A 21,416-nucleotide genomic window follows, 5' to 3' on the forward strand; every position below is an offset into this window, starting at 1 on the left:
AATAAAATGAAATTTTCAGTCCTAATGTCCTTATATATTAAGGAAAATCCTCAATTCTTGCGGGCGTGTTTTGAAAGTCTTGTGGCACAAACTCGTCAAGCAGATGAAATTGTATTGGTTTTTGATGGCGCAGTAACGCCAGAATTAGAATTTGTGGTGACAGAATTTGAAACAAAATTGCCATTAAAATTAGTTAAATTGCCGCAAAATCGAGGCTTAGGCAAAGCCTTGAACGAAGGTTTATTGCATTGTGATTATGACTGGGTTTTCCGTATGGATACCGATGATATTTGCGTGCCTGATCGTTTTGAAAAACAAGTGGCGTTTATTGAACAACATCCTGAAACCATTATCTTTGGCGGACAAATTGCCGAATTTGGTGAAAATATCAATGATATTGTGGCATATCGTAATGTGCCAACGTCGGCTCAAGAAATTATCAAATTCACGCAAAAACGTTGTCCGTTTAATCATATGACGGTGGCATATCAAAAAAGTGCGGTCATTAATTGTGGTGGATATGAAGATCTTCAAGAAGATTATTATTTGTGGATAAAACTTGTCGCACAAGGTTTGCATGTCGCGAATTTGCCAGATATTTTAGTTTATGCGCGAGTAGGAAATGGCATGGTGAGTCGCCGTCGTGGTGTCAATCAAGCCAAAGCAGAATGGCGTTTGTTCAAATTAAAATATCGTTTGGGAATTCAAGGATTGTTATCTGGATTATTTACTTTTGCATTGCGTTTTGGTTCTCGTTTATTGCCAACCTCGTTATTAAAAAATCTTTACCAAACTTTTTTACGTAAATAGGAAATACGATGAAATTGAATATGTTATTTAAAATTTCTACATTATCCACCGCATTTTTTTTAGTAGGTTGTTCTAGTTCGCCTGATATTAAGCCAGTGGTCAATAGCACCAGTTATACTAAGCAAAGAACGCCAGAAAATTTTAATGATTATGTTCAATTTTTAAAAGGTAAAGCCGCCGCTGAAGGTGTGTCATTATCGGTATTGAATGCTCAAAATAATATTCTGTATATGCAAAAGGCAGTAGATTTAGATCGTGAACAAGCCGGTAAAATTCGTAAAAGAGATCCTAATTCACCTCCAGTGGCTAATCCTAATGGCACGAGCAATTATCTCAATAGAGTACTAACTCAAAATAAAGTGAATGTTGCGACAGAGCGTTATTGGGAAGTGCAAGCCCCATTACAAAAAGCAAGCCAAAAATATGGTGTTCAGCAGGAGTATTTGCTTGCGTTATGGGGAATGGAAAGTAGTTTCGGGCATTATCAAGGCAAATATGATGTACTTTCTGCAGTGGCAACGTTGGCTTTTGAAGGTCGGAGAGAAAAATTATTTACGAAAGAATTTATCTCTGCCATGAAAATGCTTGAAAAAGATCATATTCAACGTGAACGTATGTTAGGTTCATGGGCGGGCGCGATGGGACAAACTCAGTTTATGCCAAGCACTTTCTTACGTTATGCGGCTGATGGAAATAATGATGGCGTAAAAGATATTTGGAAAAATCAGTTTGATGCTTTTGCTTCTATTGCAAATTATTTGCATACCGTAGGCTGGGATAATACTTTGCCTTGGGGCGTAGAAGTGATGCTTACGCAACCTATTGATTTGAGTTATTCTGGTACAGAAAGCAATAAAGCTCGCTCTTTAAAAGATTGGCAAGCGATGGGGCTAATTTTAAAAAGCGCCAATCCACAGGAGCAAGCAAAATTAAGTACACTTGAAAATGCTCAGCTTTGGTTAGTTCGCCCTGATCGTGAAGCGGGTCGAGCATTTTTAGTTTCAAATAATTTCCGTACTATTTTGGATTGGAATAAATCTAATTATTTTGCGTTGAGCATCGGCATGTTTGCTGAACGGATTAAAGATAATGTAGGATTATAATGCACGAAAAGTGCGGTCATATTTTTGGCCGCACTTTAAGTTAGTTTCTTATACAAATTTTCTCAAATTCATAAAAGAATTTCGGAAATGTTTTGCTTGTACACTTAGGATCAAGTATTGAGACTGATGTATTTGAAAGTGCAATTAACGAAAAGCACATTGCCATGCGGTGATCGTTATAAGTCTCAATATCAGCATGTTTAAACTGATTGAATGCAAGTGGGTGAATACGAATAAAATCTTCACCTTCTTCGATTTCTGCACCAATTTTACGTAGCTCAGTTGCCATTGCTGTTAATCGATCAGTTTCTTTTACGCGCCAGTTATAAATATTTCTAATGACGGTTTCGCTGTTGGCAAAAAGAGCAGTGGTTGCTATCGTCATTGCAGCATCAGGAATATGGTTCATATCCATATCAATACCGTGTAATTCATTATGTTCGGCTTGAATAAAATCCTCTCCCCAAGTGATTTTTGCCCCCATTTTTTCTAATACATCAGCAAATAAACGATCGCCTTGAATTGAGTTTTTGCCAATTCCTGTTACTTTTACTTTTCCTTTAATAGCGCCAGCTGCGAGAAAGTAAGAGGCTGATGAGGCATCACCTTCTACTAAATATTTACCAGGTGAAATATAGGACTGATTGCATTTTACGTAGAACTTTTGATAATCATGATTTTCAACATGAACACCAAAATCTTTCATCATTGAAAGGGTGATGTCAATATAAGGTTTAGAGACTAATTCACCGATAATTTCAATTTCTGTATCATTTTCTGCAAGTGGAGCAGACATTAAAAGTGCGGTCAAAAATTGGGATGAAATAGAACCATCAATTTTGAGTTTTCCCCCTTTTATCCCACTGTTACGAATTGCGAGCGGAGGATAACCTTCATTTTCTAAGTAGCGAATCTCTGCACCCGCTTGGTGTAATGCATTTACTAAATGTAGAATTGGCCGTTCTTTCATACGAGGTTCACCTGTTAAGATGATTTCCCCCGTTTTTTGCCCCTTTAAACAAAGCGCGGCTGTTAAGGGACGCATTGCGGTTCCTGCATTGCCAAGGAAAAGAGAAAGTCCATCTTGAATATTAAACGAACCTCCTAAGCCTTCAATTTCGCAAATTGTTTTATCATCAGAAAGTTGATATTTCACGCCCAAGGAGCTGAATGCATTAAGCATATGGCGAATATCATCGCTATCTAATAAATTGACTACTTTTGTTGTGCCTTTAGCTAAGGCAGCCAAAAGTAATGCTCGGTTTGATAAACTTTTAGAACCTGGTAAATTAATTGTTCCTTCAACCGCAGTTATTGGAGAAAGGGTGATTTTTTCCATTACAGCACCACCGTTTTATTTTTATAAACAAAAATTTTATCGTGTAAAGCAAGATCAAGTGCGCGACTTAACACGGTTTTTTCTACATCACGACCAGCACGCATCATCGCTTCTGCGCTATAAGTATGATCCACATTAATGACATTTTGCATAATGATTGGGCCTTGATCCAATTCATTATTGATGAAATGTGCTGTTGCACCGATAATTTTTACACCTCGTTCATAGGCTTGTTGATAAGGTTTTGCGCCAATGAAAGCAGGTAAAAATGAATGGTGGATATTAATCACTCGATTTGGATAACGAGCAACAAATTCGGGATTTAGTACACGCATATATTTAGCGAGAACAATATAATCTGGCGTATATTCATCAATTTTTTCAGCTAATAATTTGTCGTGCTCAATACGAGTTAAGCCTTCATGACTAACTAAATGAAATGGAATATTGAAGTGCTCAACGAGCTCGCGTAAATTATCATGGTTGCCGATTACTGCTGCAATTTCTACATCAAGCGCACCATAATAATTTTTCATCAAAATATCGCCGAGACAGTGAGCTTCTTTTGTGACCAAAATAACAATTCGTTTACGTTGTGTACCAATTAATCGACAATGTGTTCCTTTGGGTAAGCTATATTTTAGATCTTCTAATAAAGTAGCTTCGTTAAAAATACCTTCCAATTCTGTGCGCATAAAGAAATGTTTAGTTTCAAAATCTACAAATTCATTATTATGCAGAATATTTAGTTGATGTTTGTAACAAATGTTAGTTATTTTAGCTATTAGGCCTTTATCATCGGGACAATCGGTGAGTAATATTTTTTTTTCGATCATAATGTTGCGTGCTAGGTTTAGATAAAAAAATAGAACCCATAAAAATGGGTTCTAGTTTCAAATAGAAAAATTAAATTTCGAAATCAGATAATGATTTACCTGAATTTAATGCATTTTGAATTGGGCGAGGTGTTCGGCCTTGACCTGTCCATGTTTTACGCTCGCCATTTTCATCAATAAAGGCATATTTTGCAGGGCGAGGTGCACGTTTAACTCTAGGAGCAACAGATGACACATTAAAAATAGCTTGGAATTCTTCAGCCGTTATACCATCTTGTTCCATTAATTCTTTATATTTTGCAATACGCTCTTTGCGTTCTGCTTCAGACTTAATCAATTCCTCTTCAGCAATACGTTTTTCTTCAATTACAGTTTGTAGCTTTTCAAGCGCGCTTTCTGCTTGTTCTAAAGTGAGTTCACGTACAGCAACACGCAAACTGCGTAGATTCATTAATCCTTTTGTTAATTCATTCATTATAAACCTCATAGTAAAAATCAATGTTTGTTAATTTAAAATTGGCTCTATTAATAATAGAGAAAGTTAAAAAATTTGTAAATACTGAATTTATATAAATATATTAAAATTAAATTATGTTAATATTTTGTTTTAAAATTAAGGTGTATTTATCTAAATTTATTATAAAAATAATATTATTTTTGTTGGCAATGCAAGATTTTTAAGGTAATCTTGTTAGACACTACAAAAGTAGAGGTGCAATTATTATAAGTATTTTTTCTGAGTGGATAACGATGAAGAAAAAAGAAAGGAATGATTGCCGAAATTAGTTGAAAGTCATTTCAGCTAGTTGGTGGCGTACTTGAAAGGGGCGTCACTGTCATAGTTTTTTTGATTAACTATGGAGCGCTACGGTTGTTCTGGTCTTATTCTGTCCTTTGCTTTCCGTTCTCTCCATTAATTGTAGGTATCTCTTAATGGAACTTATTGATTTTTCATCCTCAGTTTGGTCAATCATCCCAGCTTTACTGGCGATTGTCTTGGCGATTGCAACTCGTCGTGTATTGGTGTCTCTCAGTGCAGGGATTATTGTTGGTGCGTTAATGTTAGGTGGCTGGAATATTGGCTCATCTTTCAGTTATCTATCAAGCAACGTGATTTCACTTGTTTATGCTGATGGCGCAATCAACTCTAATATGAACATTGTCTTGTTCTTATTATTGCTTGGTGTTTTAACCGCACTTTTAACTGTATCAGGTAGTAATCGTGCGTTTGCTGAATGGGCACAAAACCGTATTAAAGGTCGTCGTGGTGCTAAATTATTGGCGGCATCATTAGTTTTTGTTACTTTTATTGATGATTATTTCCACAGTCTTGCTGTAGGCGCAATTGCTCGTCCAGTGACAGACCGTTTTAAAGTTTCTCGTGCGAAACTTGCTTATATTTTGGATTCAACGGCAGCGCCGATGTGTGTAATGATGCCAGTTTCAAGTTGGGGCGCATACATTATTACCTTAGTAGGCGGTTTATTAGCGACTTATTCGATTACTGAATACACACCAATTGGCGCATTCGTGGCAATGAGTTCAATGAACTTCTATGCAATTTTCTCAATTATTATGGTGTTCTTTGTAGCATATTTTTCTTTCGACATCGCTTCAATGGCACACCATGAAAAACTAGCCTTAGAAAATACGGAAGATGAATTAGAAGAAGAGATTTGTGTAAAAGGTCATGTACGTAATCTAATATTACCGATTTTGGTTTTAATTTTTTCAACGGTTACAATGATGATTTACACTGGTGCATCAGCATTAGCAGCGGATGGTAAAGAATTTAGCATTTTAGGTGCATTTGAAAATACGGTTGTTGGAACTTCTTTAGTTGTGGGTGGTACTTGCTCAATTCTAGTTTCTACTTTATTAATTATTATTGATCGTCAAGTAAGTGTTCCAGAATATGCACGTTCTTGGATCGTAGGTATTAAATCAATGTCTGGTGCAATTGCGATTTTATTCTTTGCGTGGACAATTAATAAAGTCGTTGGGGATATGCAAACTGGTAAATATTTATCTTCTCTTGTTTCTGGTAATATCCCAATGCAATTCTTACCTGTAATTTTATTTATTCTTGGTTCTGCAATGGCATTCTCAACCGGTACTAGCTGGGGAACATTTGGTATTATGTTACCAATTGCAGCAGCTATGGCTGCAAATGCTGCGCCAGAATTATTACTCCCTTGTTTATCAGCGGTAATGGCGGGGGCCGTATGTGGTGACCATTGCTCGCCAGTATCGGATACAACGATTTTATCTTCAACTGGTGCAAAATGTAATCATATGGATCATGTGACTACCCAGCTTCCTTATGCCGCGACAGTTGCAGCCGCCACGGCCATCGGTTACATCGTGGTAGGTTTCACTTATTCAGGTTTAGCTGGTTTTGTTGCGACAGCGGTTTCATTATTTTTAATCGTATTTGCAGTGAAAAAACGTTAAAAATGTGATCTAGTTCAAAAAAACGAATAAAAAATTAAATTTTGCTTAATTTATAAAATGCGACATATAGTCGCATTTTTTTTATTTAAAATTATTATTTTTTTATAATAAGCTGAATTTTTGTCATTGTTTGATTTTTTATTCTGTTTAAATGCTGTTTTTAGCTGTCATGTACACTAGACAAAAACTTTTTGCTTAGTATGATGTAAATCATTGATACAAAGCATGAGCACTTTTAAAAAGTGCGGTTCGTTTTAGGAGTAAAAGATGAAGAAGTTATCTGGCGCAGAGATGGTAGTTCAGTCTTTACGCGATGAAGGCGTAGAGTATTTATTTGGTTATCCAGGTGGGGCAGTATTAGACATTTATGATGCAATCCATACACTAGGTGGTATTGAACATATTTTAGTTCGCCATGAACAAGCGGCTGTTCACATGGCGGATGGCTATGCACGTTCAACAGGTAAAGTTGGATGTGTGCTAGTGACTTCAGGACCTGGAGCAACAAATGCAATCACTGGCATTTTAACGGCTTATACAGACTCTGTACCGATGGTGATTATTTCAGGGCAAGTAATGAGTAGTTTAATTGGCCGAGATGCATTCCAAGAATGTGATATGGTGGGGATTTCTCGCCCGGTTGTAAAACATAGTTTTATTGTGAAAAAAGCAGAAGATATTCCGGAGATACTAAAAAAAGCTTTTTATATCGCGTCAACCGGTCGCCCAGGCCCTGTTGTTGTAGATATTCCAAAGGATACAGTAAATCCTAATTTTAAATATCCGTATGAATATCCAAAATCTGTCGAGTTACGCTCTTATAATCCCACAGTAAATGGACATAAAGGCCAAATTAAAAAAGCATTAAAAGCACTTTTAGTGGCGAAAAAACCTGTGCTTTTCGTGGGGGGCGGGGCAATTTCAGCGGAGTGTAGTGAAGAATTAACAATTTTAGCACATCGTTTAAATTTACCTGTAACAGCCTCTCTAATGGGATTAGGCGCGTATCCAAGCACAGATAAACAATTCCTAGGAATGTTAGGGATGCACGGTACTTTCGAAGCCAATACGGCAATGCACGAAAGTGATCTTATTTTAGGGATTGGTGTTCGTTTTGATGATCGTACAACAAATAACTTAGAAAAATATTGCCCAAATGCTAAAGTGATTCATATTGATATTGATCCAACCTCCATTTCTAAAAATGTTCCAGCGGCGATTCCAATTGTCGGAAATGCGAAAAATGTATTGGAAGAATTTTTGAGTTTATTGAATGAAGAGGGATTAAAATCTCAAACAGATCTTGAAAGTTGGTGGCAAGAAATCAACCAATGGAAAGCAAAAAAATGTTTGGAATTTGACCGCACTTCTGGCGTGATTAAACCGCAACAAGTCATGGAAGCGGTATATCGTCTTACTAAAGGACAGGCATATGTGGCTTCTGATGTAGGGCAACATCAAATGTTTGCAGCGTTACATTATCCATTTGATGAGCCTCGTCATTGGATTAACTCTGGTGGCGCTGGTACCATGGGATTTGGTTTGCCCGCTGCATTAGGAGTGAAATTGGCTCATCCGGAAGCAACGGTTGTTTGCGTTACTGGCGATGGAAGTATTCAAATGAATATTCAAGAGCTTTCTACTGCAACTCAGTATGGCATCCCTGTTGTTATTATTTGTTTGAACAATCATTTCTTGGGAATGGTAAAACAATGGCAAGATTTGATTTATTCTGGCCGCCACTCGCAAACCTATATGAATTCCTTGCCTGATTTTGTGAAATTGGCTGAATCTTATGGTCATGTCGGTATAAAAATTGCAACACCAGATGAACTTGAAAGTAAATTACAAGAAGCATTCAGCATTAAAAATAAATTAGTATTTGTAGATATTAATGTAGATGAATCTGAGCATGTGTATCCAATGCAAATTCGTGGTGGCGCAATGAATGAAATGATTTTAAGTAAACCTCAAGAGGAGACAAACTAATGCGTAGAATTTTATCTGTTTTACTCGAAAATGAGTCTGGTGCTTTATCTCGTGTTGTTGGTTTATTCTCCCAACGAGCATTTAATATTGAAAGTTTGACAGTTGCACCAACGGACGATCCTACATTGTCTCGTATGACGATAGAAGCTGTGGGAGATGAGCAGGTTTTAGAGCAAATCGAAAAGCAACTTCATAAATTAGTTGATGTATTTAAAGTGATTAATTTGAGTGAGCAAGAGCATGTAGAGCGTGAAATAGTTTTGGTTAAAGTAAGAGCGGTCGGTTCATCTCGTGATGAGATCAAACGTTTAGCGGATATTTTCCGTGGACAGATTGTAGATGTGACGCCAAAATCTTATACCGTTCAACTTAGCGGTACGAAAGATAAAATTGATGCTTTTATTAATGCATTAAAAGAGGAGGCAACATTGCTTGAAATAGTTCGTTCAGGATTAATTAGTTTATCCCGTGGTGAAAAGAATATTTTATAGTAGTAGGTAAAAATAAGGGGGAGAGAATATCCCCCTTTTTTTGATTGAAAGCTTATTTATTCGCTAAAATTACCGCTCTTTTCGGTGCTTGATAGCCTTCAATGGTTTTACTGTGGTCATTTGGATCTAAAAAATCAATCAGGCTTTCATTTTCCAACCAATCAGTTTTACGCTGTTCTTCTAATGTGGTTGTTGCAACATCCACACAACGTACATTGGTAAAGCCAACTTTTTCTAGCCAGTTAATTAGTGCAGCGACAGAGGGGATAAAATAAACATTTTTCATTTTCGCATAGCGATCTGCCGGTACGAGCACAGTATTTACATCGCCATCTACTACTAACGTTTCTAATACCAATTCACCACCTTTTACCAATTGATTTTTCAACTGGCTTAAATGATCTAATGGGGATTTACGATGATAGAGTACGCCCATTGAAAATACAGTATCAAATGCTGCTAATGGTTGCATTTGCTCAATGCCAAGCGGGATAAGATTTGCTCGACGATCATTATTAAGCAGCTTGCGTACGGCTTCAAATTGGCAAAGGAAAAGCTCTGTAGGATCAATCCCGACCACCATTTTTGCGCCTTCGCCTACCATTCTCCACATATGATAACCGCTGCCACAGCCCACATCTAAAATAGTGCGACCTTGCAGCGGTGCTAAATGAGGAAGAACACGATCCCATTTAAAATCTGAACGCCATTCACAATCAATATGAATGCCGAAAAGATGATAAGGCCCTTTTCGCCATGGCATTAATTGTTTTAAATGATGGATAATTCGTTGTTTTTCACCCCCTGAAAGGGGAGAAGTGCGGTCAGATTTCACCGCACTTTTGAGATCGATTTCATCAGCATGTAAATCAGGTAGGAAATCAACAATTTTGCTCCATTTCGCATAATCGCCATGAGTTTGAGTTTCCCATTCTTTTAATTGGAGTGGTAAGGTCTCTAACCAGTCTGATAAATTTGTGGTCGCAATTTGTTGATAAAAAGGGCGAAAGTCGATCATTTTGCTTCCTTATAGGCCTTTTCTGCTTTGTCAAAGGTATCTAGAACATTTTGTTCCGGTTTGCTAGACAGCAATGAGACAACAATAATTGCAAGGCTACCGAAAATAAAACCAGGGATCATTTCATATACTTTAAACCAATCGGTATCAGCTGGCACAACTTCTTTCCAAGCAAATACTGTTACTGCGCCTACAAGCATACCCGCCATCGCACCCGATGACGTCATTCGTTTCCAGAAAAGAGAGAAAAGCACCACAGGGCCAAATGCACTACCAAAACCAGCCCAAGCGAATTCGACAAGTTTTAATACTTTGCTGTTTTCATCTTGTGCGATCCAGATCGCAAGTGCGGCAATAACTAATACCATAATTCTTCCAAGCCATACGAGCTCTTTTTCAGATGCGTGAGGGCGAATGAAACCTTTGTAGAAATCTTCTGTGATTGAGCTAGAAGAAATTAACAATTGCGCACTTAATGTACTCATTACTGCAGCTAAAATAGCGGAAAGTAATATGCCCGCGATCCAAGGATTAAATAAAAGTTTAGCGAGTTCAATAAATACTTGCTCTGGTTCATTATTGACTGTGCCTGCAATGTTTGGATTGGCAAAGAAATAAGGAATCGCGAAGAAACCAATACCAATTGCACCACCTAAGCAAAGCACCATCCATGTCATACTAATGCGACGAGCTTTGATAAGTGATTTAACAGAATAAGCCGCCATAAAACGCGCTAAAATATGCGGCTGCCCAAAATACCCCAATCCCCAAGCGGCAAGGCTTAATAGACCAAGTGGCGTAGTGGCAGTAAATAAATCTGTAAAATCTTTATTGGCAGCTGCTTCAGCTTGCTCTAATACCGAGGAAAATTGAGCGGTATCGCCAATGCTTAATAACACAAAAATAGGCGTTAAAAGTAGCGCAAAAATCATAAGGGTTGCTTGAATGGTATCTGTCCAACTTACTGCTAAAAAACCACCGATAAAAGTGTAAAGAATGGTGGCTAATGCTCCATACCAAAGTGCGGTGGAATATTCGACCGAAAATAAATTTTGGAATAATTTTGCACCTGCAACTACACCCGACGCACAATAAATAGTAAAAAACACTAAAATAATGGTGGCAGAAACAAGTTTTAATAATTTGTGTGATGAACCAAAACGATTGTGAAAATATTCTGGGAGGGTGAGGGCATTATTATTTAATTCTGTATAAACACGCAAACGACCAGCCACTAAAAGCCAGTTAAAATAAGCCCCGATAGTTAAACCAATAGCAATCCAGCCTTCAACTAAGCCTGATAAATATACCGCACCAGGCAAGCCCATTAAAAGCCAACCAGACATATCTGAAGCACCAGCAGACATTGCGGTGACAAAGCTGCCTAAACGACGTCCACCGAGAATGTAATCTGATAAATTATTCGTGTAATAATAGGCTAGTACGCCAATCAGCAACATCCCGAAAATATAAATAGTAAAAGTAACAAGAGTTGGGTCGAATCCAAACATTTAATAAGTCCAAAATGGGTTGAAAATTTCAGAAAGGGTGCATTTTACCTTATTTCGGGCTATTATTCTATTTAGACTAAATATTTGATGAAATTTAAGAAATTAGGAATATAAAATGGATGCTGTAGAGTTATTGATGAACGTAACGCCTAACGAAACACGCATTGCGCTAGTAGAAACAGGAATGTTGCGCGAAGTGCATATTGAACGCCAAGCCAAACGAGGAATTGTCGGAAATATTTATAAAGGTCGTGTAACTCGAGTGCTACCGGGAATGCAGTCTGCTTTTGTTGATATTGGTTTGGAAAAAGCGGCTTTTTTACACGCTGCTGATATTGTATCCCACACGGAATGTGTAGATGAAAATGAACAAAAGCAATTTAAAGTTAAGAGCATTTCAGAATTAGTACGAGAAGGACAGGATATTGTTGTACAAGTGGTGAAAGATCCCCTTGGTACAAAAGGCGCACGTTTAACAACAGACATCACATTGCCATCACGTCATCTTGTTTTTATGCCAGAAAATAGCCATGTAGGCGTTTCACAACGCATTGAAAGCGAAGAAGAACGTGCACGTTTAAAAGCATTAGTTGAACCTTTTTGTGATGAACTCGGTGGTTTTATTATTCGCACCGCTACAGAAGGGGCAAGCGAAGAAGAATTACGTCAAGATGCTGAATTTTTAAAACGTTTATGGCGTAAAGTCTTAGAACGTAAATCTAAGTATCCAACCAAATCAAAAATTTACGGTGAGCCACCGCTTCCACAACGTATTTTGCGTGATTTTATTGGTACAAACTTAGAAAAAATTCGTATTGACTCTAAACTTTGCTTTGGCGAAGTGAAAGAATTTACCGATGAATTTATGCCTGAGCTAAGCGATAAACTTGTTCTTTATTCTGGCAATCAACCTATCTTTGATGTGTATGGGGTTGAAAATGCGATCCAAACAGCCTTAGATAAACGCGTTAATCTCAAATCGGGCGGCTATTTAATTATTGAGCAAACGGAAGCGATGACTACTATTGATATTAATACCGGCGCATTTGTGGGGCATCGTAATCTAGAAGAAACCATCTTCAATACCAATATTGAAGCAACTAAAGCTATCGCACAGCAATTACAACTACGTAATCTTGGTGGCATTATCATTATTGATTTTATTGATATGCAAACAGATGAACACCGCAATCGAGTATTAGAATCTTTATGTGATGCGCTTTCTAAAGATCGTGTGAAAACTAATGTGAATGGCTTTACGCAATTAGGCCTTGTGGAAATGACTCGTAAGAGAACTCGTGAAAGCCTTGAGCATGTACTATGCGATGAATGCCCAACTTGCCATGGACGCGGTCGGGTGAAAACCGTTGAGACAGTTTGTTACGAAATTATGCGTGAAATTATTCGGGTGTATCATTTATTCAGTAGTGAACAATTTGTTGTTTATGCCTCACCAGCGGTTTCCGAATATCTTATTAATGAAGAATCTCACGGTTTGCTGCCAGAAGTAGAAATGTTTATTGGCAAACGAGTAAAGGTAAAAACAGAACAGTTTTATAACCAAGAACAGTTTGATGTGGTGGTGATGTAAACTCTGTTTCAATAAAGTGCGGTGAAAAATTTTTGAGATTTTTTACCGCACTTTTACAGACTGTTCTTTACATTTTTTCTTTTGCCATTTTCATTTTTTTATTTGATTTCATCTTTTTATCAGATTTCATTTTCATATCAGATTTCATTCCCATTTCATCAGACTTCATCATGTGGTCAGAGTGCATTTGCATGTCATCTGATTTCATCATTTTTTTCATTGGGGTATTCATCATCGGTTCTGATTTCATTGGCATGGCATCAGATTTCATTTCTTCTGCATAAACGGTTGTTACACCAAATAACATAGCCATACCTAAGATTGCACTTTTGAATGTAATATTTTTCATTTTAAATTTCCTTGTTTAAGTGGTAAAAATAGTATTGAAAGAAATAGTTTCTTTCATGTTATTAGACGAAACACTTTTTCATTTCTTACAAAAATTTTAAAGGAATTAAAATGAATGCCATTTCTGATATGGAACTCCAACAAATTCGCACGCAGATGCTGAAATTTGCAACGTTACAGTTGCAACATGCTGACCTTGCTGAGGATTTAGTACAAGAAGCATTTTTAAGTGCATTTAACAATCTCGCGAATTTTAAACATCAAGCCGCTTTTAAAACTTGGGTTTTTGCCATTCTAAAAAATAAAATTATTGATTACCTTCGCCAAAAAGGACGCTTTGTATTAGAAAGTGAAATTGAAGATGAACAGTCAACTAATACATTTTTTGATGATACAGGCCATTGGAAAATAGAATATTATCCGAGCGAATTACAGTGTGAAGAGGAAACGGTGTATTCTGATGAGTTTTGGTTGATTTTCGAAACTTGCCTGACTTGTTTACCCGCTAAACATGCCAAAATTTTTATGATGAGAGAGTTTTTAGAATTGTCATCGGATGAAATTTGTCAAGAAACTCAACTTACCACCTCCAACTTGCATACCACACTTTATCGGGCCCGTTTGCAGTTGCAAAATTGTCTATCAAAAAAACTTTAGGAGAAAATTATGCGTTGTATTCAAGCCACTCGAATAATTTCTGATTCTCATGAGCGATCATTAGAACTGCAAGAAAAAATGGGGTTAAAAATGCATTTGTTAACTTGTCCTCATTGTCGTCGTTTTCAAAGAAATTGTAAAACGTTAAGTATGATGATGAAGAAATTTAAAGATTCACATTAGGAATTTTGACAGAGTGAAAAACACCGTTACTTTTCACCGCACTTTATTGAGCCAGCTATAACCTAATCGTACTAAATTTAATATTCTGATAAATAAAGTGTTTATTTCTTCATTTTCGCCAATAAACTCACTGCACCCACAATTACAACTGCGCCGAACCAAAAATAGAGGTTAGGCGTATGATGCCAAAAGAGCCAGTCGAATACGCTAGAGAAAATGACACCAGTGAAAGCAAAAGGGGTAATAACATTGGCTGGCGCATATCTGAAAGCGCGCGTGAGCAATAATTGGAAAATCAATCCAAATCCGCCCACCAATAGTAATAAACCAAACTCGTATAAATTAGGGATTTTCCATTGATGAATAAAGAAGATTGGTAGCATGAGTGTCCCAATCAGATGAAAATAAAATACGATATTTTTTGGTGTGTTGTATTTGTTTAATTCTTGTAAGCCAATAAATGCCATTCCTGCCAATACAGCACCAGATAATCCAATCAGTACATAAATAGGATCAACATCGCCATTGTGATTGGTGAGTAAAATAATGGAAACGCCAAGAAAACCGATTAAGCTACACAAAAGTACATTAAGCGGTGTTTTTTGATGGAAAAAGAGCAATAAAATCGGGATAAATAGAGCAGAAGTATTCATCAATAAGACTGCGATGGAAAGCGGTAAGAACTTCACAACATAAAAGTTAATCAACATGCTTGATACACCCGCGGCATTCCGCAGGATTAAAAATTTCCATTGACGGGCATCTACTTTAAAGTCGCGATCTTTAATTACAAAAGGTAGTAAGAAAAGCAAGCCGATTAAAAAGCGTGAAAATAAGGTTTCACTTGCAGGGATTGTTTGAGAAGCGGTTTTGACAAATACATTCATCAAGGTAATGGAAAAGTACGCTGATACCATAAAACTAATCGCTTTGTGATAAAGCGAAGGAGTGGAATATGATTGCATATAGATCCTTTTTTACCTTAGAAAAGAGGGCGAAACAGTGTTTTTTAGCTCTTTATTATTGGTTATAACAATGGATTTTCATAAATTTCTTAAAAAATTTTACAAAAATCTGTAAGAAATCAGATTGTCCGCCGTCTAACCTTATGTAACGTTAATTTTCACATCATAAGGAAAAACAATGAAACTATCAAAAACATTTCTATTTATTACCGCACTTTGCTGTGCAACACCAACTTTAGCGATACAAAGTTCAACATCATCATCTGGAGAACAAAAAATGGCAATGGAAAATACGCAAAACATTCGTGAAATTTATCTTGCTGGTGGCTGTTTCTGGGGAATGGAAGCATATATGGAGCGCATTCACGGTGTGAAAGATGCGATTTCTGGCTATGCCAATGGTAATACGGAGAAAACCAGTTATCAGATGATTGGGGTAACCGATCACGCAGAAACGGTAAAAGTCACTTACGATGCAAATCAAATTTCGCTCGATAAATTATTGCAATATTATTTTAAAGTGATTGATCCAACGAGTGTAAATAAACAGGGAAACGATCGTGGCAGACAATATCGCACGGGGATTTATTATCAAGATGGGGCAGATAAAGCGGTGATCGAACAAGCACTCGCCCAGCTTCAAACCAAATATAAAAAACCAGTACAAATTGAGGTTCAACCACTTAAAAATTACATCGTAGCAGAAGAATATCATCAAGATTATTTGAAGAAAAACCCAAATGGTTACTGCCATATTGATATTACCAAAGCTGATGAACCCCTGATTGACGAGAAAGATTATCCGAAACCGAGTGATGCAGAACTCAAAGCGAAATTGACACCGTTGCAATATTCCGTCACTCAAAATAAACATACTGAACGCTCTTTTAGTAATGAATATTGGGATAATTTCCAACCGGGTATTTATGTTGATGTCACCACAGGCGAGCCTGTTTTTTCTTCAAATGATAAATTTGAATCGGGTTGTGGCTGGCCGAGTTTTACGAAACCAATAGCAAAAGAGGTAGTGCATTATCAAACGGATAATAGTTTTAATATGCAACGTACCGAAGTGTTAAGTCGTGCGGGCAATGCCCATTTGGGGCACGTTTTTGACGACGGCCCGAAAGATAAAGGTGGTTTGCGTTATTGTATTAACAGCGCCTCAATTAAATTTATTCCGTTAGCCGAAATGGAAAAGGCAGGATACGGATATTTGATTCAATCAATTAAAAAATAAGGAGAGGCAGGATGTTAGATCAACAACTCCTTATTGGAACTGTATTTTTAGCGGGACTTGCTTCTTTTCTTTCGCCTTGTATTTTCCCGATTATCCCGATTTATTTCGGTATTTTGAGTAAAGGCGGCAAAAAAGTCCTGAATACTTTTTTATTTATTTTAGGGCTTTCCCTTACATTTGTAAGTTTAGGCTTTAGTTTTGGCTTTTTAGGGAATATTTTATTTAGTAACACCACTCGCATTATCGCTGGCGTTATCGTGATTATTTTGGGGATTCATCAACTTGGCATTTTCAAAATTGGTTTATTGGAACGTACGAAATTGGTGGAAATCAAAACATCAGGAAAATCGACCGCACTTGAGGCATTTGTTCTTGGTTTAACGTTTAGTCTTGGTTGGACGCCTTGTATTGGCCCGATTCTGGCTTCCGTATTAGCGTTATCAGGCGATGAAGGCTCTGCACTTTACGGTGCATCAATGATGTTTGTTTATGTTTTAGGCTTGGCAACGCCTTTTGTACTGTTTTCGTTCTTCTCTGACAGCTTGCTCAAACGTGCCAAAGGGTTAAATAAACACTTAGACAAATTTAAAATCGGTGGCGGAATTTTAATTATCGTGATGGGCATTTTATTAATTACGAATAATTTTTCGTAAGGCATAGCCTCAACAAAAGAAATTTATAAAAGGAAAAAGCAATGAAAAAACTACTATCAATATTTCTAATGGCATTCAGCCTAAACGCTTTTGCACAAACTAATTTGGCGGATGTGCAACTCAAAGACTTAAACAATCAGCCAGTTACTTTAAGCCAATATAAAGGCAAACCTGTGTATGTCAAAATGTGGGCATCTTGGTGTCCAATCTGTTTGGCAGGATTAGCTGAAATTGATGATTTAAGTGCGGAAAAAGATCGCAATTTTGAAGTGATTACCATTGTTTCGCCCGATCACAAAGGCGAAAAAGACACTGCTGATTTTATTGAATGGTACAAAGGGCTAGAATATAAAAATATTAAAGTCTTGCTAGATGAAAATGGTGAACTTATTGATCGTGTTCATGTTCGAGGTTATCCGTTTAATCTATTTTTAGATGCTGATTTAAATGTTAAGAAAACTGTGCCAGGGCATTTAGGTCGGGAGCAAATAATTAAGTTTATTGAGAAATAAAATCAAGCGGCTGGTAATTAAAATTTAACCAGCCGCTTTTTTATTTCTGGTATAACGTAGATATTCTTTCATTGGGTATTTGGTAGATTGATAAAAAGTATATATTATAAATAGTGCATAGATATTGAAATGGTCTTTACTTTTACAGATGAGATAAAAGTAATAGTGGTGAAGGAAACAATGGAAGAAATAATTAACGGACTACTCATTGTGCTTGTGCCGATGGTGTTGGGTTATTTAGTCAAAATACAGAATCAAAATGCGTTGGCATTCATTAATAAAATTGTGATGTTATTGCTTTACATCATTTTATTTATGATGGGATTTATGCTTGGGCAACTCGAGCATTTAGAACAAAAATTGCCAATTATTGGAATGACCGCTTTAGGGCTATCGGCTATTATTTTGACTTGTAATATCCTAGGCTTAGCTATTTATGACCGCACTTTGCCTAAGCCTGTTAATTATTTACAGGGAGAATTGCCATCTCGTTGGCATTCGTTAATGGACTCAATTAAATTATTAAGTGCGGTAATTATTGGCATCGTTTTAGGTTGGTTGTGCAATGATTGGTTGCATTTCCCACATGGTTCCAATCTTTACGTGCTTATTGCGTTAATCTTTTTTGTCGGGATTCAGCTTCGTAATAACGGCATTTCCTTGAAAGAAGTCTTATTAAACAAGCAAGGTTTAATGATGGGGGCAATTTTTACCCTAAGTTCTTTAATTGGTGGCGTTATTTCGTCATTTTTTCTAAGTATGCCGATTACTCAAGGTTTAGCCTTTTCATCGGGATTTGGTTGGTATTCTTTATCAAGCGTTGTGCTGACAAATGCTTGGGGGCCGATGCAGGGCAGTATTGCCTTTTTCAATGATTTATCGCGTGAAATATTGAGTTTATTTTTGATTCCATTGTTTATGCAACATTATCGCTCTACAGCTATTGGAATTACAGGCGCAACGGCATTAGATTGTACATTGCCGATTATTCAAAAATCAGGCGGAATTGAAGTAACGCCTATCGCCATTTCTTTTGGTATGGTCACGAATTTATTACCACCGCTGTTATTAGTCTTTTTCTCTAGTTTTCCTATTTAAAAGCTTAAAAAACTTGATTTTGATAAAAAAACCGTGACCAACTTCACAAATCTGAAAATATGTATTTGCATAACTGATCGGATTTCTTTATTCTGAAACCACTAAAAACAAGTGCTATCTTAAATAGCCGACATCTATTTTGCTTTCCGAGTAGTGCCCCATTGGGGCACTTTTTTTATTCTGTAAATAAGCATAAAAAATCCCTTTCGTAAGAAAGGGATTTGAATTATCTAAATTACATTTTTTCTACGGTTTTAATACCGAGTAACTCTAAACCTTGTTTTAAGGTTTTTTCCGTTAATAATGCCAATTTCAAACGACTTAATTTTACGGACTCATCTTCAGCATTTAAAATTGGGCAATGTTCATAGAATGACGAGAATATGCCTGCTAGTTCGTATAAATAAGCACAAAGTACATGTGGTGTGCCTTCTTTTCCGACAGTTTGTACCGATTCTTCAAATTGTAGCAGTTTAATTGCAAGAGCTCTTTCTTTATCATCTTCAAGCGTTAAAGGTGCAGCCAAAAGTGCGGTTGAATTTATATCTGTTTTATTAAAGATCGAACGAATTCGAGTGTAGGCATATTGCATATAAGGCGCAGTGTTGCCTTCAAAGCTTAACATGTTATCCCAATCAAAAACGTAATCCGTAGTACGGTTTTTGGATAGATCTGCATATTTCACCGCACCAATACCGACAGCCTCAATCACGGCTTCTTTTTCATCATTAGATAAATTTGTATTTTTTTCATTAATTAATACAGTGGCACGCTCAATCGCCTCATCTAATAGATCGGCTAATTTCACCGTGCCACCGGTGCGGGTTTTAAATGGTTTACCATCTTTACCAAGCATCATCCCAAAGTTTTTATGCTCTAAAGAGAAACTGTCTGGTACATAACCTGCTTTACGAGTAATTAACCAAGCTTGTTGCATATGTTGGCTTTGGCGAGTATCTGAAAAAACAAGTGCGCGGTCAGCTTTTAATGTTTCATAACGATATTTTGCTGCAGCAATATCTGTTGTAGTGTAAAGGAACCCACCGTCTTTTTTCTGAACGATCACGCCCATTGGGTCGCCTTCTTTATTTTTGAATTCATCCAAATAAACAACCAATGCACCATCATCTTCTACAGCTAAGCCTTGTTTTTTAAGATCTTCTACGATGCTTGGTAACATTGGATTATAAAGACTTTCACCCATCACATCTTTTTCGGTTAAAGTCACATTTAAGCGATCATAGTTGTGCTGATTTTGTTGCATGGTGATGTCAACTAAACGCTTCCACATCGCTCGGCAATATTCATCACCACCTTGTAATTTCACAACATAATTACGCGCTTTTTCAGCGAAAACTTCATCTTCATCGTAGTGTTTTTTGGCTTCGCGATAAAAGGCCTCAAGATCTTGCAATTCCATTTCACTCGCATGCTCGTTTTGCATTTTTTCAAGATAAGCAATAAGCATTCCGAATTGCGTACCCCAGTCACCAACATGGTTTGCACGAATGACATTGTGACCTAAAAATTCTAGGGTTCTCACAACTGCATCACCAATAATAGTAGAGCGTAAGTGACCTACATGCATTTCTTTTGCTACGTTTGGCGATGAATAATCAATCACAACAGTTTGCTTATCCGTAGCTTGAATGCCTAAATTCTTTTGAGAAAGCGCAGCTGAAACTTCAGTTGTTAGCCAAGTTGGATTTAAGAAAATATTAATAAAGCCTGGTCCTGCGATTTCTAGTTTTTCTGCAATATCAGATAGTTGAGCATTATCTAAAACTTTTTGAGCAAATTCTCGTGGATTTAAACCTAATTTTTTTGCTGCAGCCATAATGCCATTGGCTTGATAATCGCCAAATTGTGGTTTTCCTGATTGACGAACAAGCGCATCGCAAGATTGATCTGCTCCAGCAAGAATCATAGCTTGTTTGATTTTGTCGGATAAAATAGATTGAATATTCACGTTTTTTCCTATGTTCAAATTGAATAATGAAAATAATCGGCTATGATACCGTTCTTTATGAGTTTCTCAAAGGGACAAAATGACAAATTTACAGGAAAAATCACCCGCACTTTTTTCTGATTTGACGGAATTTGAAAAAAAAATTCAACAATTAGCTCAAATGATGTCAATCGATTTTTCAAATTATGAAATCGATCACCTTGCCGTGCGTGTAAATAATGAACAAAATGCAAAAAACTGGCTGACACTTTTATTGAAATACGGTAGAATTTTATCTGATAACATTGTCAACGGACGTAAGATTTATCTAATTCAGTTAGAAAAAGCAGTGAAGTTCGCTAATCAGTTCGTTGATGTTATTGAACTACCGTTCCCTAAAAATAAGCAGTATCCTGTAGAAGGTTGGGAGCATATTGAGGTCGTAATGCCATTTTTACCGAATGAATCGATAAATGAATGGGTACAGCGTATTAATATGCGTTTTTTATGGAGCGAATTAACTCAATTAACCATTAAAGTGAGCGAGCCTAAAGTGGATGGCGAGAGATTGCCTAATCCATCTATTGCAGTAAGTTTTGTTGATAAGACATCAAATCATACTTGTATTAAGGTTCATCCTTATTCTATTAAGAAAATACTCGAGGTTTAG

General features: G+C 36.9%; 21 protein-coding genes and 1 riboswitch. Of the genes, 13 read left to right on the plus strand and 8 right to left on the minus strand.

Annotated elements, in window-relative coordinates; all coding sequences use genetic code 11:
* Positions 1–6: 6 nt before the first annotated feature.
* Complete coding sequence (lsgF, locus tag LIX50_RS02195) at positions 7–810, plus strand: lipooligosaccharide biosynthesis galactosyltransferase LsgF (protein WP_048952602.1); 804 nt, start codon at positions 7–9, stop codon at positions 808–810.
* Between the two features lie 8 nt (positions 811–818).
* Positions 819–1,913, plus strand: a complete 1,095-nt coding sequence (locus tag LIX50_RS02200; RefSeq protein ID WP_048952601.1) for a lytic transglycosylase domain-containing protein — start codon at positions 819–821, stop codon at positions 1,911–1,913.
* A gap of 40 nt (positions 1,914–1,953) precedes the next feature.
* Here the strand turns inward: LIX50_RS02200 and aroA are convergent, their stop codons facing one another.
* The 3 genes from aroA to LIX50_RS02215 form a co-directional block, all read right to left on the minus strand.
* The gene (aroA, locus tag LIX50_RS02205; RefSeq protein ID WP_048952600.1) at positions 1,954–3,252 is read right to left on the minus strand and encodes a 3-phosphoshikimate 1-carboxyvinyltransferase; all 1,299 of its coding nucleotides are present in this window, start codon (positions 3,250–3,252) and stop codon (positions 1,954–1,956) included.
* Positions 3,252–4,088: a formyltetrahydrofolate deformylase gene (purU, locus tag LIX50_RS02210; RefSeq protein ID WP_048952599.1), complete on the minus strand. Its 837-nt coding sequence runs from the start codon at positions 4,086–4,088 to the stop codon at positions 3,252–3,254. The genes aroA and purU overlap by 1 nt, the downstream gene beginning before the upstream one ends.
* A gap of 70 nt (positions 4,089–4,158) precedes the next feature.
* On the minus strand, positions 4,159–4,563 hold the full coding sequence (locus LIX50_RS02215) for an H-NS family nucleoid-associated regulatory protein (RefSeq protein ID WP_048952598.1): 405 nt from the start codon (positions 4,561–4,563) through the stop codon (positions 4,159–4,161).
* A 224-nt stretch (positions 4,564–4,787) separates the two neighbouring features.
* Positions 4,788–4,964, plus strand: a riboswitch (Lysine riboswitch).
* Between the two features lie 57 nt (positions 4,965–5,021).
* Between LIX50_RS02215 and LIX50_RS02220 the strand changes: the two genes are divergently transcribed.
* From LIX50_RS02220 to ilvN, 3 genes are all read left to right on the plus strand, one after another.
* Complete coding sequence (locus tag LIX50_RS02220) at positions 5,022–6,542, plus strand: Na+/H+ antiporter NhaC family protein (protein WP_048952597.1); 1,521 nt, start codon at positions 5,022–5,024, stop codon at positions 6,540–6,542.
* Positions 6,543–6,809: 267 nt separating this feature from the next.
* On the plus strand, positions 6,810–8,531 hold the full coding sequence (locus LIX50_RS02225; RefSeq protein WP_048952596.1) for an acetolactate synthase 3 large subunit: 1,722 nt from the start codon (positions 6,810–6,812) through the stop codon (positions 8,529–8,531).
* Positions 8,531–9,022, plus strand: a complete 492-nt coding sequence (gene ilvN, locus LIX50_RS02230; protein WP_048952595.1) for an acetolactate synthase small subunit — start codon at positions 8,531–8,533, stop codon at positions 9,020–9,022. The genes LIX50_RS02225 and ilvN overlap by 1 nt, the downstream gene beginning before the upstream one ends.
* Positions 9,023–9,074: 52 nt before the next feature.
* On the opposite strand, the gene cmoB is transcribed toward ilvN, so the two are convergent.
* Entirely contained in the window at positions 9,075–10,040 is a 966-nt protein-coding gene (gene cmoB / locus LIX50_RS02235; RefSeq protein ID WP_048952594.1) for a tRNA 5-methoxyuridine(34)/uridine 5-oxyacetic acid(34) synthase CmoB, read from the minus strand.
* Positions 10,037–11,551 carry a sodium/proline symporter PutP gene (gene putP, locus LIX50_RS02240; protein ID WP_048952593.1) on the minus strand — a complete coding sequence of 505 codons (1,515 nt, stop codon included), beginning with the start codon at positions 11,549–11,551 and terminating at the stop codon, positions 10,037–10,039. The genes cmoB and putP overlap by 4 nt, the downstream gene beginning before the upstream one ends.
* Before the next feature lie 115 nt (positions 11,552–11,666).
* Here putP and rng point away from each other — a divergent pair, with 115 nt between their 5' ends.
* Positions 11,667–13,142 (plus strand): ribonuclease G, encoded by a 1,476-nt coding sequence (gene rng, locus LIX50_RS02245; protein WP_048952592.1) that lies wholly within the window; start codon positions 11,667–11,669, stop codon positions 13,140–13,142.
* A 67-nt stretch (positions 13,143–13,209) separates the two neighbouring features.
* Here the strand turns inward: rng and LIX50_RS02250 are convergent, their stop codons facing one another.
* Positions 13,210–13,491, minus strand: a complete 282-nt coding sequence (locus LIX50_RS02250) for a hypothetical protein (RefSeq protein WP_048952591.1) — start codon at positions 13,489–13,491, stop codon at positions 13,210–13,212.
* Between the two features lie 110 nt (positions 13,492–13,601).
* On the opposite strand from LIX50_RS02250, the gene LIX50_RS02255 reads away from it, so the two are divergent.
* Both LIX50_RS02255 and LIX50_RS02260 read left to right on the plus strand, forming a co-directional pair.
* Entirely contained in the window at positions 13,602–14,147 is a 546-nt protein-coding gene (locus tag LIX50_RS02255; RefSeq protein ID WP_048952590.1) for a sigma-70 family RNA polymerase sigma factor, read from the plus strand.
* A gap of 9 nt (positions 14,148–14,156) precedes the next feature.
* The gene (locus tag LIX50_RS02260; RefSeq protein ID WP_048952589.1) at positions 14,157–14,330 is read left to right on the plus strand and encodes a zf-HC2 domain-containing protein; all 174 of its coding nucleotides are present in this window, start codon (positions 14,157–14,159) and stop codon (positions 14,328–14,330) included.
* Between the two features lie 101 nt (positions 14,331–14,431).
* Here LIX50_RS02260 and LIX50_RS02265 read toward each other — a convergent pair whose 3' ends face one another.
* Positions 14,432–15,295 carry a DMT family transporter gene (locus LIX50_RS02265; protein ID WP_048952588.1) on the minus strand — a complete coding sequence of 288 codons (864 nt, stop codon included), beginning with the start codon at positions 15,293–15,295 and terminating at the stop codon, positions 14,432–14,434.
* A gap of 178 nt (positions 15,296–15,473) precedes the next feature.
* Here LIX50_RS02265 and msrAB point away from each other — a divergent pair, with 178 nt between their 5' ends.
* The 4 genes from msrAB (at position 15,474) to LIX50_RS02285 (ending at position 18,798) form a co-directional block, all read left to right on the plus strand.
* Positions 15,474–16,535, plus strand: a complete 1,062-nt coding sequence (msrAB, locus tag LIX50_RS02270; protein ID WP_048952587.1) for a bifunctional peptide-methionine (S)-S-oxide reductase MsrA/peptide-methionine (R)-S-oxide reductase MsrB — start codon at positions 15,474–15,476, stop codon at positions 16,533–16,535.
* An 11-nt stretch (positions 16,536–16,546) separates the two neighbouring features.
* Positions 16,547–17,188 carry a cytochrome c biogenesis protein CcdA gene (locus tag LIX50_RS02275; RefSeq protein ID WP_005628783.1) on the plus strand — a complete coding sequence of 214 codons (642 nt, stop codon included), beginning with the start codon at positions 16,547–16,549 and terminating at the stop codon, positions 17,186–17,188.
* A gap of 41 nt (positions 17,189–17,229) precedes the next feature.
* Positions 17,230–17,700: a redoxin family protein gene (locus LIX50_RS02280; protein WP_048952586.1), complete on the plus strand. Its 471-nt coding sequence runs from the start codon at positions 17,230–17,232 to the stop codon at positions 17,698–17,700.
* 180 nt (positions 17,701–17,880) lie between these two features.
* Entirely contained in the window at positions 17,881–18,798 is a 918-nt protein-coding gene (locus LIX50_RS02285; RefSeq protein ID WP_048952585.1) for a lysine exporter LysO family protein, read from the plus strand.
* Between the two features lie 235 nt (positions 18,799–19,033).
* Here LIX50_RS02285 and argS read toward each other — a convergent pair whose 3' ends face one another.
* Complete coding sequence (gene argS, locus LIX50_RS02290; RefSeq protein ID WP_048952584.1) at positions 19,034–20,767, minus strand: arginine--tRNA ligase; 1,734 nt, start codon at positions 20,765–20,767, stop codon at positions 19,034–19,036.
* 79 nt (positions 20,768–20,846) lie between these two features.
* Here argS and LIX50_RS02295 point away from each other — a divergent pair, with 79 nt between their 5' ends.
* On the plus strand, positions 20,847–21,416 hold the full coding sequence (locus tag LIX50_RS02295) for a VOC family protein (RefSeq protein ID WP_048952583.1): 570 nt from the start codon (positions 20,847–20,849) through the stop codon (positions 21,414–21,416).

Source organism: Haemophilus sp. Marseille-P9675 (genome assembly GCF_916862695.1).
Taxonomy (GTDB): Bacteria; Pseudomonadota; Gammaproteobacteria; order Enterobacterales; family Pasteurellaceae; genus Haemophilus; species Haemophilus haemolyticus_K.

Coding starts and splice junctions, on each gene's coding strand:
- lsgF (WP_048952602.1), top strand. CDS start 7: ATGAAATTTTCAGTCCTAATGTCCTTATATATTAAGGAAAATCCTCAA.
- LIX50_RS02200 (WP_048952601.1), top strand. CDS start 819: ATGAAATTGAATATGTTATTTAAAATTTCTACATTATCCACCGCATTT.
- aroA (WP_048952600.1), bottom strand. CDS start 3,252: ATGGAAAAAATCACCCTTTCTCCAATAACTGCGGTTGAAGGAACAATT.
- purU (WP_048952599.1), bottom strand. CDS start 4,088: ATGATCGAAAAAAAAATATTACTCACCGATTGTCCCGATGATAAAGGC.
- LIX50_RS02215 (WP_048952598.1), bottom strand. CDS start 4,563: ATGAATGAATTAACAAAAGGATTAATGAATCTACGCAGTTTGCGTGTT.
- LIX50_RS02220 (WP_048952597.1), top strand. CDS start 5,022: ATGGAACTTATTGATTTTTCATCCTCAGTTTGGTCAATCATCCCAGCT.
- LIX50_RS02225 (WP_048952596.1), top strand. CDS start 6,810: ATGAAGAAGTTATCTGGCGCAGAGATGGTAGTTCAGTCTTTACGCGAT.
- ilvN (WP_048952595.1), top strand. CDS start 8,531: ATGCGTAGAATTTTATCTGTTTTACTCGAAAATGAGTCTGGTGCTTTA.
- cmoB (WP_048952594.1), bottom strand. CDS start 10,040: ATGATCGACTTTCGCCCTTTTTATCAACAAATTGCGACCACAAATTTA.
- putP (WP_048952593.1), bottom strand. CDS start 11,551: ATGTTTGGATTCGACCCAACTCTTGTTACTTTTACTATTTATATTTTC.
- rng (WP_048952592.1), top strand. CDS start 11,667: ATGGATGCTGTAGAGTTATTGATGAACGTAACGCCTAACGAAACACGC.
- LIX50_RS02250 (WP_048952591.1), bottom strand. CDS start 13,491: ATGAAAAATATTACATTCAAAAGTGCAATCTTAGGTATGGCTATGTTA.
- LIX50_RS02255 (WP_048952590.1), top strand. CDS start 13,602: ATGAATGCCATTTCTGATATGGAACTCCAACAAATTCGCACGCAGATG.
- LIX50_RS02260 (WP_048952589.1), top strand. CDS start 14,157: ATGCGTTGTATTCAAGCCACTCGAATAATTTCTGATTCTCATGAGCGA.
- LIX50_RS02265 (WP_048952588.1), bottom strand. CDS start 15,295: ATGCAATCATATTCCACTCCTTCGCTTTATCACAAAGCGATTAGTTTT.
- msrAB (WP_048952587.1), top strand. CDS start 15,474: ATGAAACTATCAAAAACATTTCTATTTATTACCGCACTTTGCTGTGCA.
- LIX50_RS02275 (WP_005628783.1), top strand. CDS start 16,547: ATGTTAGATCAACAACTCCTTATTGGAACTGTATTTTTAGCGGGACTT.
- LIX50_RS02280 (WP_048952586.1), top strand. CDS start 17,230: ATGAAAAAACTACTATCAATATTTCTAATGGCATTCAGCCTAAACGCT.
- LIX50_RS02285 (WP_048952585.1), top strand. CDS start 17,881: ATGGAAGAAATAATTAACGGACTACTCATTGTGCTTGTGCCGATGGTG.
- LIX50_RS02295 (WP_048952583.1), top strand. CDS start 20,847: ATGACAAATTTACAGGAAAAATCACCCGCACTTTTTTCTGATTTGACG.